General features: G+C 72.6%; 14 protein-coding genes. 10 read left to right on the forward strand and 4 right to left on the reverse strand.

Annotated elements, in window-relative coordinates; translation table 11 throughout:
* Window positions 1-67: 67 nt before the first annotated feature.
* The gene (locus tag ACZ6RT_RS15675; RefSeq protein ID WP_399185838.1) at window positions 68-478 is read right to left on the reverse strand and encodes a hypothetical protein; all 411 of its coding nucleotides are present in this window, start codon (window positions 476-478) and stop codon (window positions 68-70) included.
* Between the two features lie 78 nt (window positions 479-556).
* Between ACZ6RT_RS15675 and purN the strand changes: the two genes are divergently transcribed.
* From purN to ACZ6RT_RS15695, 4 genes are all read left to right on the forward strand, one after another.
* Window positions 557-1,177 carry a phosphoribosylglycinamide formyltransferase gene (gene purN, locus ACZ6RT_RS15680; protein ID WP_399185839.1) on the forward strand — a complete coding sequence of 207 codons (621 nt, stop codon included), beginning with the start codon at window positions 557-559 and terminating at the stop codon, window positions 1,175-1,177.
* A 46-nt stretch (window positions 1,178-1,223) separates the two neighbouring features.
* Window positions 1,224-2,768, forward strand: a complete 1,545-nt coding sequence (gene purH / locus ACZ6RT_RS15685; RefSeq protein ID WP_399185840.1) for a bifunctional phosphoribosylaminoimidazolecarboxamide formyltransferase/IMP cyclohydrolase — start codon at window positions 1,224-1,226, stop codon at window positions 2,766-2,768.
* 150 nt (window positions 2,769-2,918) lie between these two features.
* Window positions 2,919-3,092 carry a hypothetical protein gene (locus ACZ6RT_RS15690; RefSeq protein ID WP_399185841.1) on the forward strand — a complete coding sequence of 58 codons (174 nt, stop codon included), beginning with the start codon at window positions 2,919-2,921 and terminating at the stop codon, window positions 3,090-3,092.
* A gap of 21 nt (window positions 3,093-3,113) precedes the next feature.
* Window positions 3,114-3,974 carry a bifunctional methylenetetrahydrofolate dehydrogenase/methenyltetrahydrofolate cyclohydrolase gene (locus tag ACZ6RT_RS15695; RefSeq protein ID WP_399185842.1) on the forward strand — a complete coding sequence of 287 codons (861 nt, stop codon included), beginning with the start codon at window positions 3,114-3,116 and terminating at the stop codon, window positions 3,972-3,974.
* A 218-nt stretch (window positions 3,975-4,192) separates the two neighbouring features.
* Here the strand turns inward: ACZ6RT_RS15695 and ACZ6RT_RS15700 are convergent, their stop codons facing one another.
* Window positions 4,193-4,846: an FHA domain-containing protein gene (locus tag ACZ6RT_RS15700; protein ID WP_344889718.1), complete on the reverse strand. Its 654-nt coding sequence runs from the start codon at window positions 4,844-4,846 to the stop codon at window positions 4,193-4,195.
* A gap of 181 nt (window positions 4,847-5,027) precedes the next feature.
* Here ACZ6RT_RS15700 and ACZ6RT_RS15705 point away from each other — a divergent pair, with 181 nt between their 5' ends.
* From ACZ6RT_RS15705 to ACZ6RT_RS15715, 3 genes are all read left to right on the forward strand, one after another.
* A complete protein-coding gene (locus ACZ6RT_RS15705) occupies window positions 5,028-6,149 on the forward strand; it encodes a citrate/2-methylcitrate synthase (RefSeq protein WP_470154116.1) in 1,122 nt (373 codons plus the stop codon).
* Window positions 6,150-6,183: 34 nt separating this feature from the next.
* Window positions 6,184-6,474: a hypothetical protein gene (locus ACZ6RT_RS15710; protein ID WP_470154117.1), complete on the forward strand. Its 291-nt coding sequence runs from the start codon at window positions 6,184-6,186 to the stop codon at window positions 6,472-6,474.
* Window positions 6,475-6,588: 114 nt separating this feature from the next.
* On the forward strand, window positions 6,589-7,803 hold the full coding sequence (locus tag ACZ6RT_RS15715; protein WP_399185845.1) for an NADP-dependent isocitrate dehydrogenase: 1,215 nt from the start codon (window positions 6,589-6,591) through the stop codon (window positions 7,801-7,803).
* A gap of 105 nt (window positions 7,804-7,908) precedes the next feature.
* Here the strand turns inward: ACZ6RT_RS15715 and ACZ6RT_RS15720 are convergent, their stop codons facing one another.
* A complete protein-coding gene (locus ACZ6RT_RS15720) occupies window positions 7,909-9,534 on the reverse strand; it encodes a sigma factor-like helix-turn-helix DNA-binding protein (RefSeq protein WP_470154120.1) in 1,626 nt (541 codons plus the stop codon).
* A 277-nt stretch (window positions 9,535-9,811) separates the two neighbouring features.
* Between ACZ6RT_RS15720 and ACZ6RT_RS15725 the strand changes: the two genes are divergently transcribed.
* The 3 genes from ACZ6RT_RS15725 to ACZ6RT_RS15735 all read left to right on the forward strand — a co-directional run bounded on the left by ACZ6RT_RS15725 (window position 9,812) and on the right by ACZ6RT_RS15735 (window position 14,382).
* Complete coding sequence (locus ACZ6RT_RS15725) at window positions 9,812-12,325, forward strand: serine/threonine-protein kinase (RefSeq protein WP_470154122.1); 2,514 nt, start codon at window positions 9,812-9,814, stop codon at window positions 12,323-12,325.
* 109 nt (window positions 12,326-12,434) lie between these two features.
* Window positions 12,435-13,412, forward strand: coding sequence for a malate dehydrogenase (locus tag ACZ6RT_RS15730; RefSeq protein WP_470154124.1), 978 nt, complete (start codon window positions 12,435-12,437; stop codon window positions 13,410-13,412).
* A 133-nt stretch (window positions 13,413-13,545) separates the two neighbouring features.
* Entirely contained in the window at window positions 13,546-14,382 is an 837-nt protein-coding gene (locus tag ACZ6RT_RS15735) for a hypothetical protein (protein WP_470154125.1), read from the forward strand.
* On the opposite strand, the gene galE is transcribed toward ACZ6RT_RS15735, so the two are convergent.
* Window positions 14,379-15,344 carry a UDP-glucose 4-epimerase GalE gene (gene galE / locus ACZ6RT_RS15740; protein ID WP_344889697.1) on the reverse strand — a complete coding sequence of 322 codons (966 nt, stop codon included), beginning with the start codon at window positions 15,342-15,344 and terminating at the stop codon, window positions 14,379-14,381. The two genes, ACZ6RT_RS15735 and galE, sit on opposite strands and share 4 nt — an antisense overlap.
* Window positions 15,345-15,377 lie beyond the last annotated feature (33 nt).

Genomic DNA, 15,377 nt, shown 5'->3' on the forward strand with positions numbered 1-15,377 from the left:
GCGCGCGGGGTTCTCACGACGTCCCCGGTGCTCCGGACGGCTCCCGCGGGGCCGTCCGGGACGGTTCTCAGGGCGGGAAGGGGAACTGCATCTGCCCCGGCCGCACGAAGGGCATCTTCTTCTCAAGGGCCCGTTCGAGCTGCTCGACGCACTCGTTCTGCGACGCGACCGTGCCCGCGCCCCTGCCGCACTCGGCGTAGGCGGCCAGCTCGTCGCTGAAGTAGAACTGCAGCGCGGACATCGCGACCGACACCACCAGCGCGCCGGCCGACAGCACGACGCCCACCACGGCGATGCCGGCGGGCTTGGGCACGGAACGCAGCGTCCGGATCGCGCGTACCGAGGTGACCAGGGCGAAGAACGCCATCACGACCCCCGCCAGCGGGAGCACCAGCGTCATCACCACCGCGGCGACGGCGAGCCACAGCGCCCTGCGGCCGGCACTCTCGGCGGGCCGCACCTGGACCGGTAGTGTCACCTGACCTCCTTGTATCGTTCGTACGGACAGCCGATACCCTTGCAGCGGCGTGAGTCCCCGTCCGAATGGAGAGCGTCGGTGTCATCCCAGGCCGTTCGGCTCGTGGTCCTCGTGTCCGGTTCTGGGACCAACCTACAGGCCCTGCTGGACGCCGTGGCAGACGAGACCTACGGCGCCCGCGTGGTGGCGGTGGGGGCCGACCGCGACGGGATCGAAGGGCTGGCCCGCGCCGAGCGGGCGGGGGTGCCGACCTTCGTGGAGCGGCTGGCCGACCACCCGGACCGCGGGGCGTGGGACCTGGCCCTGGCCGGACGCATCGCCGCTCACCGGCCCGACCTGGTGGTCTGCGCGGGCTTCATGAAGATCCTCGGCGAGCCGACCCTGCGGGCCTTCCCCGTCCTGAACACCCATCCCGCGCTGCTGCCCTCCTTCCCGGGCGCGCACGGCGTTCGGGACGCGCTGGCGTACGGCGTGCGCGTCACCGGCTGCACGGTGATGCTCGCCGACGCCGGCGTCGACACCGGGCCGATCATCGCGCAGCAGGCCGTGCCGGTGCTGGACGGCGACGACGAGGCCACCCTGCACGAACGCATCAAGACCGTCGAGCGCGACCTGCTCGTCGACACCGTCGGACGGATGGCCCGCGAGGGCTGGACCGTGACCGGCAGAACCGTCCGACTCGGACGCACCGGCGAATGAGCCGGATCCCCGGGAGAGACCCGGAAACGACCATGAGGAGCACGAAGTGACCCGCATCGCCATCCGGCGCGCGTTGATCGCGGTGTATGACAAGAGCGGGCTGGAGGAACTGGCCCGCGGCCTCGACGCCGCGGGCGTGGAGATCGTCTCCACGGGGGGCACCGCCGCGAGGATCGCCTCCTTCGGCGTCCCCGTCACTCCCGTCGAGTCCCTGACCGGCTTTCCCGAGTGCCTCGACGGCCGGGTCAAGACGCTGCACCCGCGGGTGCACGCGGGCCTGCTCGCCGACGGCGGCAACCCCTCGCACGTCAAGCAGCTCGAAGAGCTGGAGATCGAGCCGTTCGAACTGGTCGTGGTCAACCTCTACCCGTTCCGGCAGACCGTCGACTCCGGCGCCTCCGACACCGAGTGCGTCGAGCAGATCGACATCGGCGGTCCGGCGATGATCCGGGCCGGGGCCAAGAACCACGCCACCGCAGCGGTCGTGGTCGATCCGGCCTCCTATGGAGACGTGCTCGCCGCGATCGAGGCGGGCGGCTTCACCCTCACCGACCGCCGCCGCCTGGCCGCCGCCGCGTACGCCCACACCGCCGCCTACGACACCGCGGTGGCCTCCTGGTTCGCCGAGGTCTACGCGGCCGAGGAGGGCGCCTGGCCGCGCTACATGGGCGCCGCCTGGGAGCTGCGCTCGCCTCTGCGCTACGGCGAGAACCCGCACCAGGGCGCGGCCCTGTACGCCGACCAGAAGGACGGCCTGGCCGCGGCCGAGCAGCTGCACGGCAAGGAGATGTCCTACAACAACTACCTGGACGCCGACGCGGCCTGGCGGGCGGCGTGGGACTTCGACGGGCCCGCCGTGGCGATCATCAAGCACCAGAACCCGTGCGGCGTCGCGGTCGGCGCGGACGTCGCCGAGGCCCACCGCAAGGCCCACGCCTGCGACCCGGTCTCGGCGTACGGTGGCGTGATCGCGGTCAACGCCGAGGTGAACGGCGAGCTGGCCGCGCAGATCGCCGAGGTGTTCACCGAGGTCGTGGTGGCCCCCTCCTTCACCGAGGAGGCGCTGGCGACGCTCACCGCCAAGAAGAACATCCGGCTGCTCGCCTGCCCGGGCGGGCCGTCCAACCCCTCGGAGTTCCGCCGGATCGACGGCGGGCTGCTGGTGCAGGCCGCCGACCGGATCGACGCGCCCGGGGACGACCCGTCCTCCTGGGAGCTGAAGGCGGGATCGGCCGCCTCTGCCGAGGTCCTCGCCGACCTGGCCTTCGCCTGGAGGGCGTGCCGTTCGGTGAAGTCCAACGCGATCCTGCTCGCCGCGGACGGGGCCAGCGTCGGCGTCGGCATGGGCCAGGTCAACCGGGTCGACTCGGCGCGGCTCGCGGTCTCCCGGGCCGGGGAGCGCGCGCGGGGGGCCGTGGCGGCCTCCGACGCGTTCTTCCCCTTCGCGGACGGCCCGCAGATCCTCATCGACGCCGGGGTGAGGGCGATCGTGGAGCCGGGCGGCTCGATCCGGGACGAGGAGGTCGTCGCCGCGGCCGAGGCCGCCGGGGTGACCCTCTACTTCACCGGGACCCGTCACTTCTTCCACTGACCTGCACCGGGGTACGGCCGTCGCGTCACCGTGGCGGCCGTACACGGGAGATAGGAAAGTGGCCGTTTGGACAGGACTGGTCAGCTGAAATTGGTTTGAAACGCGGTTAGGGTGAAGCATCCTCTTTCGTCCGAATCGTGGAGTCCCCCTATGCCGCTGCTCGACCACGCCCTGTACGCCTTCGTGATCATGCACGGCCTCTGGGGAAGTCCCCTGATGATGATCGTCATCGCGCTCGGCGCGGCCTACCTCAGCGGACGGGCCATGGAGCTCATCCCGTTCACCCGCAGGATCATCGAGCGCAGGGAAGCGGAGCGCGGCTGATCCCGTGAGAGGGTGGCCCCTATGAGCGCGCGGATTCTCGACGGCAAGGCCACGGCGGCGAAGATCAAGGCGGACCTCGCGGTGCGGGTGGCCGCGCTGGCGGAGCGGGGCGTCGTCCCGGGGCTGGGAACCGTGCTGGTGGGGGCCGACCCGGGCAGCCAGATCTACGTGGCGGGCAAGCACCGCGACTGTGCCGAGGTGGGCATCTCCTCCATCCGCAGGGACCTGCCCGAGGACGCCGGCCAGGCAGAGGTCGAGGCGGTCGTCGACGAGCTCGACGCCTCGGACGAGTGCACCGGCTACATCGTCCAGCTCCCGCTGCCCCGTCACCTCGACACCCAGGCGCTGATCGAGCGGATGGACCCGGCCAAGGACGCCGACGGCCTCCACCCGGTCAACCTGGGCCGCCTGGTCCACATGGTCGACGCGCCGCTGCCCTGCACGCCGTACGGGATCGTGGCGCTGCTGCAGGAGTACGGGGTGCCGATCAAGGGGGCCGAGGTCGTCGTGGTCGGCCGGGGGATCACGGTGGGCCGCTCGCTGGGCCTGCTGCTGACCCGCCGTTCGGAGAACGCCACGGTCACCCTCTGCCACACCGGGACGCGGGACCTGGCGGCCCACACCCGGCGCGCCGACATCGTCGTCGCCGCAGCGGGGGTGCCGCACCTGATCACCCCGGACATGGTGAAGCCCGGGGCCGCGGTGCTCGACGTCGGCGTCTCCCGGGTCGACGGGAAGATCGCCGGTGACGTCGCGCCCGGTGTCGGGGACGTCGCGGGCTTCCTGACCCCCAACCCCGGAGGCGTGGGCCCGATGACCCGGGCCATGCTGCTCACCAACGTGGTCGAGGCCGCCGAGAGGCGCGTCCGCGCGCAGGGCTGACCACCGGGCGGAGCCGTCCCGGGCGGACGCGGCCGATGGGATCGGCGGTCCGTGTCCGGCCGACCCGTGTCCGGCCGGGTCGTGAGTCCGGTCGGGCCGGCTCGCGGACCGCGCTCGCCGTGGGCTCGCGGGCCGCAGGTTCCCGGCCGGGTCAGGGGCTCGGCCGGGTGACGGGTGGATCCGGGCCCGCGGGCGAACCGTCCCGCGGGCGGGGCCGGTTACGAGGCCCTGCGGTTGGCGCCGCTGCTCGCCGTCTGTGGCTCCGCCGCGCCGGAGGCCCGTTGCGGGGGCACCACCGGGGTGGGCCTGACCAGCCCCAGGGCGACGACCTCGTTCGCCAGCCTGGTGCGCCGGTTGGTCCCCTCCGGGATCCGGAACTTCTGGTAGAGGCGCAGAAGGTGCTGCTTGACGGCCGCCTCCGTCACCACCAGGTCGTCGGCGATCTCCCGCGCCGTGGCCGGTGCCACGAACGCCTCGTCCGAGAGCGCCGGACGGCAGAGCGACGTCAGGACGTCCACCTCCCGCCTGGTCAGCTCCGGTGCCGCGGCGCGGCGGAGCTCGACCTCCGGGGCGAAGTCCTCACGCGGGACCCCGCCGATCCTGCCTCGTGCCGCGCCGAAGGACACCACGTCACCGTCGTCCAGCACCCTGCGGGCGATCGGCCGGCCGTTGACCCGCGTGCCGTTGCGGGACAGGCCCAGATCAACGACGTAAAGGTAGGGTCCGCGCCGGACGAATTCCGCGTGCAGCCGGGAAACACTCGGATCGGTGAGCCGGATGTCCACTCCCCGGCCACGTCCGATCGTCGTGATCTCGGGGCGCAACGGGACCACCTCGCCTGTGTCCTCGATGCGTATGAACGGCCCCTCCACGGCAGTTCCTCCCCAGGTAGCCCGCCGTAACTATTCCTACAGCTCCGGCTTACCCAAACGAGGTGATGGGGAATCGCCTTTGCCAGAAGGAGAATCCCCGGTGAAATTGGCCTGTACCACTTGGGAGGGTTTCCCCTGCTCACGGGTAGACTTCGCTCACAGATAAGCGGAGGAAACACTCATGGCGGACAAGCCCACCAAAGGTCTCGCCGATGTCGTAGCCGCGTCAACAGCGCTCAGCGACATCGACGGTCAGGCCGGTCGCCTCTTCTATCGCGGATACGACATCCACGATCTGGCCGGCCGTACGAGCTTCGAGGAGACCGCGCACCTGCTGCAGTACGGCACGCTCCCCACCGCGGAGCAGCTGGCCGCCTACGGGCAGGAGCTGGTCCGGGGGCGTACGCTCGGCACCCTGGCCGAGGCCAACATCGCGGAGATCGCCGAGAAGCAGGCCCCGATGGAGGCGCTGCGCACGCTGGTCTCGCTGGCCGGGGGCGACGATCCGGACAAGAACTCCAACGAGCCCGAGGCGAACCTGCGCAAGGCGGCCCGGCTGACCGCGCAGCAGCCGATCCTGGTGGCCCGCTACCACGCGGCCAGGACCGGGGCCGCCGTCGCCGATCCCGACCCCGAGCTGAGCGTGGCGGCGAACTTCCTGCTGCAGATCACCGGCCGTACCCCCGGTGAGCGCGAGGTCGAGATCTTCGACGCCTGCCTGGTCCTGCACGCCGACCACACGATGAACGCCTCCACCTTCGCCGCCCGGGTCTGCGCCGCGACCCTGTCGGACATGCACTCGGCCGTCGTGGCCGCCATCGGCACCCTCAAGGGCCCGCTGCACGGCGGGGCCAACGAGCAGGTCATGCGCGGTCTGGAGTCGATGGACCCGGGCGGCGTCGCGGCGAACGTGCGCGAGCGGCTCGCCGCCGGTGAGAAGATCATGGGCTTCGGGCACCGCGTCTACAAGACCGAGGACCCGCGCGCCACGCACCTGCGCAAGATGTCGAAGGAGCTCGGCGAGGCGTCCGGCGACGACACCTACTACCGGATGTCCAAGGAGATGGAGGAGGTGGTCTTCGAGACCAAGGGCCTCTACCCGAACGTCGACTTCTACGCGGCGACCGTCTACCACTACCTGGGCATCCCGACGGACCTGTTCACTCCCGTCTTCTCGGTCAGCCGCATGTCAGGATGGACCGCGCACGTCATCGAGCAGCACGCCGACAACCGGCTGATCCGGCCGGACAGCGAGTACATCGGCGAGCGGGACCAGAAGTGGAAGCCGATCTCCGAGCGATGAGCCGGGATCAGGGGCGGGAGCGGGTGATGGACCGGTGAACGCGCGAGCGGCCGAGGTGAACGAGGAACGCTGGGGGGCGTACCCCCTGGTGCTGGGCGGAGCGCTCGTCGCGCTCGTCCTCGCCCTGGTGCTGGGCCTGCCCTACTGGGGCGGGATCGCCATGGGCGCCGTCATGACCCTGGGGGCGCTCGCCCGGCTGGCCGGGGGCGGGCGGCTCGCCGTCCGCCGCAAGGCCACCGACGTCGTCACGCTGGGCGGCCTCGGCGTCGTGCTGATGGTGGCCGGGATCATCCTGGAGTTCAAGGACCTCATGCCGATGCGATAGGTCGGATGACCGGGTGCGCCGCGAGGTGATCGACCCCGTCCGATAGCCTCAACGGCCAGTGAGCCTCAAAAAGGACTGTGCTGGTCAAATTAGTTCAGAAGGGGAACCATACGCATGCCCAAGATCAAGGTAGAGGGCCCCGTCGTCGAGCTTGACGGCGACGAGATGACCCGGATCATCTGGCAGTTCATCAAGGACCAGCTGATCCTTCCCTACCTGGACGTCGACCTGAAGTACTACGACCTCGGGATCGAGCACCGCGACGCCACCGACGACCAGGTGACGATCGACGCCGCCAACGCCATCAAGCAGTACGGCGTCGGCGTCAAGTGCGCCACGATCACTCCCGACGAGGCCAGGGTCGAGGAGTTCGGCCTCAAGAAGATGTGGAAGTCCCCGAACGGGACCATCCGTAACATCCTCGGCGGTGTCATCTTCCGCGAGCCGATCATCATGTCCAACGTGCCGAGGCTCGTCCCCGGCTGGACCAAGCCGATCATCATCGGCCGTCACGCGTTCGGCGACCAGTACCGCGCCACCGACCTGAAGGTCCCCGGCGAGGGCAGCCTGACCCTCACCTACACCCCCAAGGACGGCTCCGCGCCGGTCGAGCTGGACGTCTACGACTTCCCCGGCCCCGGCATCGCGATGGCCATGTACAACCTGGACGACTCGATCCGCGACTTCGCCCGCGCCTCCATGCGCTACGGCCTCTCACGCGGTTACCCGGTCTACCTCTCCACGAAGAACACGATCCTGAAGGCCTACGACGGCCGCTTCAAGGACATCTTCGCCGAGGTCTTCGAGTCGGAGTTCAAGGCCGACTTCGACGCCGCCGGGATCACCTACGAGCACCGCCTGATCGACGACATGGTCGCCGCGGCGCTCAAGTGGGAGGGCGGCTACGTCTGGGCCGCCAAGAACTACGACGGCGACGTCCAGTCCGACACGGTCGCCCAGGGCTTCGGCTCGCTCGGCCTGATGACCTCGGTGCTGCTCACCCCCGACGGCCGGACCGTCGAGGCCGAGGCCGCCCACGGCACGGTGACCCGCCACTACCGCGAGCACCAGAAGGGCAACCCCACCTCCACGAACCCGATCGCCTCGATCTTCGCGTGGACCCGGGGCCTGCAGCACCGCGGCAAGCTCGACAACACCCCCGCGGTGTCCGACTTCGCCGACAAGCTGGAGCAGGTCTGCGTCGAGACCGTCGAGGGCGGCCAGATGACCAAGGACCTCGCCCTGCTGGTCGGCGGCGACGCCCAGTGGCTGACCACCCAGGACTTCCTGGCGGCGCTGGACGAGAACCTCAAGAAGAAGATGGGCTGACCACGCCCTGACGTCCCGGGAAGGGGCCGCCCGACGGCGGTCCCTTCCCGCGTTCCCGTGACTTGCCGCTCTCCCGTGACGGGGCCGCGCGCACCGGCTCGCCGGTCACAGGGCCTTCGCGGCCCCCAGGACGAGGGCGGCGTCGGCCGGAAGGCCGGCCAGCCGGTGCGCGCGGCCGGTGACGGCGTTCACCCGGAACAGGCCGAGGGGCTCGCCCCCGTCCGCGGCGCTCATCCTGACGACCACCTCGCGGCCGTTCAGCCAGCTCACCACGGCCCCCTCGGCGGGCCGTCCCGCGTCGGGGAGCGGGAGCCGCCGCAGGACTCGCCGCGCCGCGGTGTCGATCACGTGCAGGCCGAGCGGGCCGCGCGCGTCCCGGTGCGCCGCCTTGCCGCCGCCCACCGCCGCGGCGTACCTCCCGTTCGGGGAGCCGGCCCAGGTGCCGTACCGCTCGCCGAGCCATGGGGCGGCCCTGTCCGCGGGAAGCTCCCGCGTCGCGGGCACGGGGGTCAGGGCGCCGGTCGTGAAGTCGGTCCGCAAGCGCCGCCCGCCGAGCACGACGGTGAAGTGGCGGCCGTCGGGGGAGACGCTCACCAGCGTGCCCTTCTCGGTGTCGGCCGGCACGAGGACCGGTGACAGGTAGCGCTTCACGCCGCTGCTGAGGTCGTGGGCGACGTAGCGGCGCTCCGCGGCGCTGAGGTACGCGATGCGACGCCCGTCACGGCTGATGGCCGGATCCAGCCGGGGACGCTTCCCGTCGCCGTGCGCGAGGCGCTGGGCGGCGTCGGGGACGCTGACCGTCGACTCGCAGGGTCCGCCGCCCTCGCAGTCCCCGGCGGCCGCGCTCGCGGAGGCCCCGGGGGCCAGCCGCAGCGTCCAGCCCGCGCAGACCACGTCACCGTCCCGCGCGGGGACGTCCTCGCCGGGACAGCGGGCCGGCACCGCGTACCGGATCACCGAGGAGGTCCGCGGAGCCCGCCACGGGGCAGGGGACGCGGTCGTGCCGGGCGGGACGGCCTTCGGGGACGCGGCCTTCGAGGGCGTGGTCCCGGGGGAGGCGCCGGGGGAGGCGCCGTTCTCCGCCGGGGAGCCGGACGGGGAGGGGGCGGGCGTCGGGGTGGCGATCGCCCGTACGGGCTCGTGGCCCTCGATCGCCTCGACGCCGCCGCGGCCGCTCAGCGCCGAGTTCAGCACCTCGCCCCGCTGGAGCACCGTGAAGGCGACGATGAGGGCGACCGGGACGAGCGCCGCCGCCACGGTGAGGAGCACCCCGCGGGCACGGCGGCGTTTGAGCGTGCGCACGCACAGCGCGCTCAGGTCGGGGACGGACGCCTCCCCGGCCGCCGTGGCCATCCTCGCGACCAGGCGCTTCTCGTCGCCCTTGGTGAGGGTCTCGACGGCTTCGGCGATCTCCGTCCGCACGGTCTCCTCGGGCACCCCGAGGACGGCCGCCATCTCCGCCCGGGTCCTGCCGTCGTGCAGGCAGGCCACGACCAGCAGCCGCTGCCGGGCCGGGAGCCGCACCAGCGCCGTGGCCCCGGCGGCGCTCGGCCGCTGCAGGAACCGGCGGTAGAGCGCGATTTGGGCGTGCGTGGTGGGGTTCTCCCAGACCGGTGGCGGCCAGGAGAGGGCCACGGTGTGGAAGGACCGCAGCACCAGGCGGATGGCCTGCTCGTGGCTACCGGTGAGGAGCAGTGCGGTGCCGACGAGGGAACGCTGATCGCGCTGCACGAACTCGCGATAACCGATATATCGGCGCATGGACGTTTTTGCTCCGGCTTGCCTAAGGGACGTACGACGGTAGCGATCTAAGCGGCTTTAACGAAAAATTGGGGCAATTGTCGGAAATCGGGGGGTCGTGTTCGCCCGTCATCCCGGCCGTGGCACGGACGGGGAACGAGCCCTGGGGTAAGGGGTGCGCGGTCACGTCGGGGTAACGGTGGGGGTGGGCGGGTCATGGCGCCGTAAAGTTTGCCACGTCGAAGATTACGAGACCCCAAGGACGATGATGCCGCAGATCGCCCCACTGGGAGCGGGGGAGCCGGACCGGCTCGGGCCGTTCCGCGTCCTCGGGCGCATCGGCGAGGGCGGGCAGGGCATCGTCTACCTCGGGGTCGACGCCGCCGGGGAGCGGGCGGCGATCAAGTTGCTGCACGTGAAGTTCTCCGGCGACGCCGTCGCCCGGTCGCGGTTCGCCCGGGAGGCGCGGGCCGCCCAGCGGGTCGCCTCGTTCTGCACGGCCGGGGTGCTCGCCGCCGACCTGGAGGGCGACACCCCCTACATCGCCAGCGAGTACATCGAGGGCAGGTCGCTGCGGGAGGTCGTGGAGAGCGACGGCCCCCTGCGGGGAGCCCCGCTGCAGAGGCTGGCGATCGGCACCGCCACCGCGCTGACCGCGATCCACCACGCCTCGATCGTGCACCGGGACTTCAAGCCGGACAACGTGCTCATCGCCGCCGACGGCCCGCGGGTGGTCGACTTCGGCATCGCCCGCATCCTCGACTCCACCGGCACGATCACCAGCCGGGCCATCGGCACCCCCGCGTACATGGCGCCCGAGCAGATCGCCGGAGCCGACGTCGGGCCGCACACCGACGTCTTCGCCTGGGGCGCGACCATCGCGTTCGCCGCGACCGGCGAGACGGTCTTCGAAGGGGGGTCGATCGCCGTGGTGCTCAACCGCATCCTCAACCACGAGCCCGACCTCGGCGTGCTGCCGGAGCCGCTCCGCGGCGTGGTCGGGGCGGCGCTGGCCAAGTCCCCCGCGGGCAGGCCCTCCGCCGACCGCCTCCTGCTCCGGCTGCTCGGCCACCCCGACGCGGGGAGCGCCTCCCCGGCGATCCTCACCCAGGGGGCCGAGGTCGCCGCCCCCGACGAGCCCCGGGCCGGTGACCGGCGCGGCCCGGGGACCGGTCCCGGCACGGACCCCGCCGCGCGCCTCGCCGCGGACCTGGACGACGGCGACGCCACCAGCCAGCTCCGCCTTCCCGGCTCCGGGACGATGCCCCGGCCGGGTGCGGGAGCTCAGAAAGGCGCGGAGACAGGCACGGAGAGAGGCGCGGGCGGGCCGCCGCCGTCCACCGGCTTCCGGGCCGAGCGTCCCCACGACGACCGGCCCGACCGGCCCGACCGGCCCGACCGGTCGGGCGGGTCCGACCGGCACGGCGCGTTCGACGGACCCGGCCGGCCTGGCACGCCCGGTATGCCCGGGGGGTTCGACGGGCCCGGTCGAGCCGGGCGTCCCGGCAGGGAGGACCGGTACGGCCCGGCCCCGGAGGCACGGCCCGGCCGGGACACCCGGCGCGCTCCCGCCGCCCAGGGGTTCTCCTCCCCCCTGCGGGACACCACGCCGCTCCCCGACCCCGCAGAGTGGACCGGCCACCCCGAGCACACCGGTCCCGAGCACACCGGTCCCGAGTACGCCCGTCCCGAGTACGCCCGTCCTGAGTACGCCGGTCCCGAGTACGCCCGTCCCGAGTACGCCCGTCCCGAGTACGCCCGTCCCGAGTACGCCGGTCCCGAGTACGCCGGTCCCGAGTACAGCGGTCACCCGGGGTACGCCGGTCACCCCGGCCACGGCGCCCCGGTGTCGCCGCCGAGCTGGCAGGGGCCCGCGCGCACCGGAGGGCCGGACGGGCACGGACGCTCGCGGTGGGAACGCCGGATCGCCGCCGCGCTGGCCCTGCTGCTGCTCGCGGGGGCGGCCGCCGCCGCCGTCGTTTGGTGGCCGCGGTCCCCCTCCGGGGGCACGCCCGTGCAGCCATCCGGCGAGGTGTTCACCTCCGTGGTGGACAAGGCCGCCAAGACCGGCAGGCTCGTCGTCGGCATGCGCGACCACCTGCCCGGTGTCGCGCTGCGGAACGGCGACAGGTGGAGCGGCTTCGAGGTCGACCTGGCCCTGGAGATCGCCGAGGCCCTGGGGGTGCCGAAGAGCGGTGTGACCTTCCGGGGCACCGCCCGTGACGAACGGCCGAGGCTGCTGGCGGCCGGGGACGTCGACATGGTGCTGGCCACCTACCCGATCAACGAGGTCGACGACGTGACCTTCGCCGGGCCCTACTACCTCGCGCACGTCGACGTGCTGGTCAAGGACGAATCGCCCATCCGGACCGTGAAGGGCCTGGAGGGCAGCCGGATGTGCCGGCCCGAGGCGAGCGCCTCGGTCGCCGTGCTGCAGAAGGCGGTGGGACGGCTGGAGCTCCTGCCCGCGCGGACCTACGCCGAGTGCATGGAGATGCTGCGGGACGGCCGGGTCGACGCGGTCCCCGGCGACGACCTGCTGCTGGCCGGCTACGGCGACCGGGAGAGCGTCCGGCACCGGCTGCTGGGCCTGGAGCTCACCGACGAGCGCTACGCGGTGGCGCTCAAGCGGGGCGACGAGCGCACCTGCGAGGCCGTCAGGGGGGCGATCGCCGAGCTCCACCGGAACGGCACGGTCCGCAGGCTGCTCGACCGGCACTTCTCCAGGGTCGGCTTCCCCGGCCGGGAGAACGACCTCCCGGCCATGGCGGCCTGCGGCTGAGGCCCGTCCCACCGGCCCGGGGGCCGATCGGGGTACTCGCCGGACGGCCGTCGGCGACGGACGGGTAACATCCGAGCGTCACAGTTCATCCTTCGAGTGGGGGAAGGTCATGGCCCAGACTCCCGTAAAGGTCACCGTCACCGGTGCCGCCGGTCAGATCGGCTACGCGTTGCTCTTCCGCATCGCCTCGGGCCAGTTGCTGGGCGCCGACGTCCCGGTCACGCTGAGCCTGCTGGAGATCCCGCAGGCCGTGAAGGCCGCCGAGGGCACCGCGATGGAGCTCGACGACTGCGCGTTCCCGCTGCTGCGCGGCATCGAGGTCACCGACGACCCGAACACGGCGTTCAACGGCGTCAACGTGGCGCTGCTGGTCGGGGCCCGTCCCCGGAGCAAGGGCATGGAGCGCGGCGACCTCCTCCAGGCCAACGGCGGCATCTTCGGCCCGCAGGGCAAGGCGATCAACGACAACGCCGCCGACGACGTCCGCGTGCTGGTGGTCGGCAACCCGGCCAACACCAACGCGCTCATCGCGCAGCAGAACGCCCCCGACGTCCCGGCGGAGCGCTTCACCGCGATGACCCGCCTGGACCACAACCGGGCGCTGTCCCAGCTCGCCGCCAAGCTCCAGGTCCCGGTCACCGAGATCAAGAAGATGACCATCTGGGGCAACCACTCCGCCACCCAGTACCCGGACCTCTTCCACGCCGAGGTCGGCGGCAAGGTCGCGGCCGAGCTGGTCGACGAGACCTGGCTGCGCGACACCTTCATCCCCACCGTGGCCAAGCGCGGCGCGGCCATCATCGAGGCCCGGGGCGCGTCCTCGGCCGCCTCGGCCGCCAACGCCGCGATCGACCACGTCTTCGACTGGGTCAACGGCACCGACTGGACCTCGGCCGCCATCCCCTCCGACGGCTCGTACGGCGTGCCCGAGGGTCTGATCTCGTCCTTCCCGGTCGCCTCGCGCGGCGGCAGGTGGGAGATCGTCCAGGGGCTGGAGATCGACGCCTTCTCCCGCGAGAGGATCGACGCCACCGTGGCCGAGCTGGAGGAGGAGCGCTCCGCGGTCCGCGAGCTCGGCCTGATCTGACGCGACCGGCCCGATCCGGGTACGGACCCGGCCTGATCCGGTACGGGCCCGATCCGGTGCGGGCCCGGCCCGGCGGGAAAGGCGGCGTGTCGCTCATCGCCGGGCGGCGCGTCCCGTCGTTCAATGATCACTTGTGGTCGGGGGATCGATGGTCCGGGGGCACGCCGCGGCGCGGGTCGCCGCCGGTGTGCTCTGTCTCGTGCTCGCGGCGCTGCCCCGGGCGGCGCTCGCCTCACCGGAGGGCGACGGCTGGGGTGGCGCCGACCTGTCGGTGCGGCTGCTGGTCTCCCCGGCCAGGGCCCAGCCGGGCCGCCTTCTGAGCTACCGGGCCGAGGTGGGCAACGCCGGGCCCGGTGACGCGGTGCTGCCCGTGCTGACCGTCCGGATGCCGGACGAGGTGGACGTGCTGGGCGCCGACGTCGCCGAGTGCCTGCCCGGCATCGCGGCCGGGGAGGTGGTCTGCGCCTCGTCCGCCGACGTCCCGGCCGGGACGTCCGGCGGGGTGAGGATCGACGCGATGGTGCGGCCCGGCGCGCGGGGCCCGCTGGAGGCGAGCGCCACGCTCTCCTCCGGGGTCGTGGACGACGACGAGACGAACAACTCCACGCGGACGCTGACCGAGGTGGGGGAGGGGACGGACCTGGCGGTCACGATGTCGCGCCGGGTCCGGGCCGGTCGCCTCGTCGTGATGTCCGCGGTGGTGCGCAACCGCGGGCCGCGGCGCGTCCACGACGCCGGGATCCTCCTCGACACCGGCGGGGCACGGCTGCTGGCGGCGCGCGGCGCGCGGTGCGACTCCCGCCCGGGCCGCACCGGCTGCCTGCTGCGCGCGCTCGGCGCGGGCGGGAGGGCGAGCCTGCTGCTCGCCTTCGCGGCCCGCGACCGCGGGGGGCGGGCGGAGGCGACCGTCCACTCGGCACGGGTGGGCGACCGCCGTCCCGCCAACAACACGGCCCGTTTCCGGCTCTAGTCCCGGCCGGTCAGGGCGGCCCAGGCGTCGGCGACGACGTCGCGGACCGAGGGGTGCTCGGGCTTCCAGCCCAGCTCGTCCCGGATCTTCTCGGACGAGGCCACCAGCACGGCCGGGTCACCGGCGCGGCGCTCGCGTACCACCGAGGGGATCTCGTGACCGGTCACCTCGCGGCAGACCGAGAGCACCTCCTGCACCGAGAAGCCGGTCCCGCTGCCCAGGTTGTAGATCCGGTGCTCGCCCGGGGTGCAGGCGTCCAGCGCCAGCAGGTGGGCGCCGGCCAGGTCGGCCAGGTGGATGTAGTCGCGCACGCATGTGCCGTCGGGGGTCGGGTAGTCCGTGCCGAACACGCTGACCGGCTCGCGCCCGCCGAGCGCGACGGCGAGGACGTTAGGGATCAGGTGGGTCTCCACGGTGTGACGCTCGCGGTAGACGCGGCCGTCCCGGTCGGTGTACGCGCCGCCCACGTTGAAGTAGCGCAGGCTCACCGCGGCCAGCCCGTACATCCCGGCGAACGCGCTCAGCGCGGTGTCGACCGCGAGCTTGGACGCGCCGTAGGGGTTGGTCGGCCGGGTGGGGTCGGTCTCCCTGATCGGGGAGCGCTCCGGCTCGCCGTAGGTGGCGGCGGTGGAGGAGAAGACGATCCGGCCCACCCCGGCGCTCCGCATGGCGTCGAGCAGGGCGAGGGTGCCGCCGAGGTTGTGCGCCCAGTACAGGTCCGGCCGCTGTACGGACTCGCCGACCAGCGACTTCGCCGCGAAGTGCAGCACGCCCTCCACGCCGTCGAGCACCCCGGCGGCGTCGGTGATCGACCCCTCGACGAACCGGGCGCCCGGCGGGACCGCGTCGGCGTGGCCGGTGGACAGATCGTCCAGCACGGTGACCTCGTGGCCCGCTTCGACGAGTTGCGCCGCCACGGCGCTGCCTATGTATCCGGCGCCGCCGGTGACGAGCAGCTTCACGGATCCTCCTGTTGGATGATGTTTGGACTTGTT

It is taken from the genome of Streptosporangium sp. NPDC050148 (genome assembly GCF_055586505.1).

Coding starts and splice junctions, on each gene's coding strand:
- ACZ6RT_RS15695 (WP_399185842.1), top strand. CDS start 3,114: ATGAGCGCGCGGATTCTCGACGGCAAGGCCACGGCGGCGAAGATCAAG.
- ACZ6RT_RS15690 (WP_399185841.1), top strand. CDS start 2,919: ATGCCGCTGCTCGACCACGCCCTGTACGCCTTCGTGATCATGCACGGC.
- ACZ6RT_RS15705 (WP_470154116.1), top strand. CDS start 5,028: ATGGCGGACAAGCCCACCAAAGGTCTCGCCGATGTCGTAGCCGCGTCA.
- ACZ6RT_RS15725 (WP_470154122.1), top strand. CDS start 9,812: ATGCCGCAGATCGCCCCACTGGGAGCGGGGGAGCCGGACCGGCTCGGG.
- ACZ6RT_RS15715 (WP_399185845.1), top strand. CDS start 6,589: ATGCCCAAGATCAAGGTAGAGGGCCCCGTCGTCGAGCTTGACGGCGAC.
- ACZ6RT_RS15730 (WP_470154124.1), top strand. CDS start 12,435: ATGGCCCAGACTCCCGTAAAGGTCACCGTCACCGGTGCCGCCGGTCAG.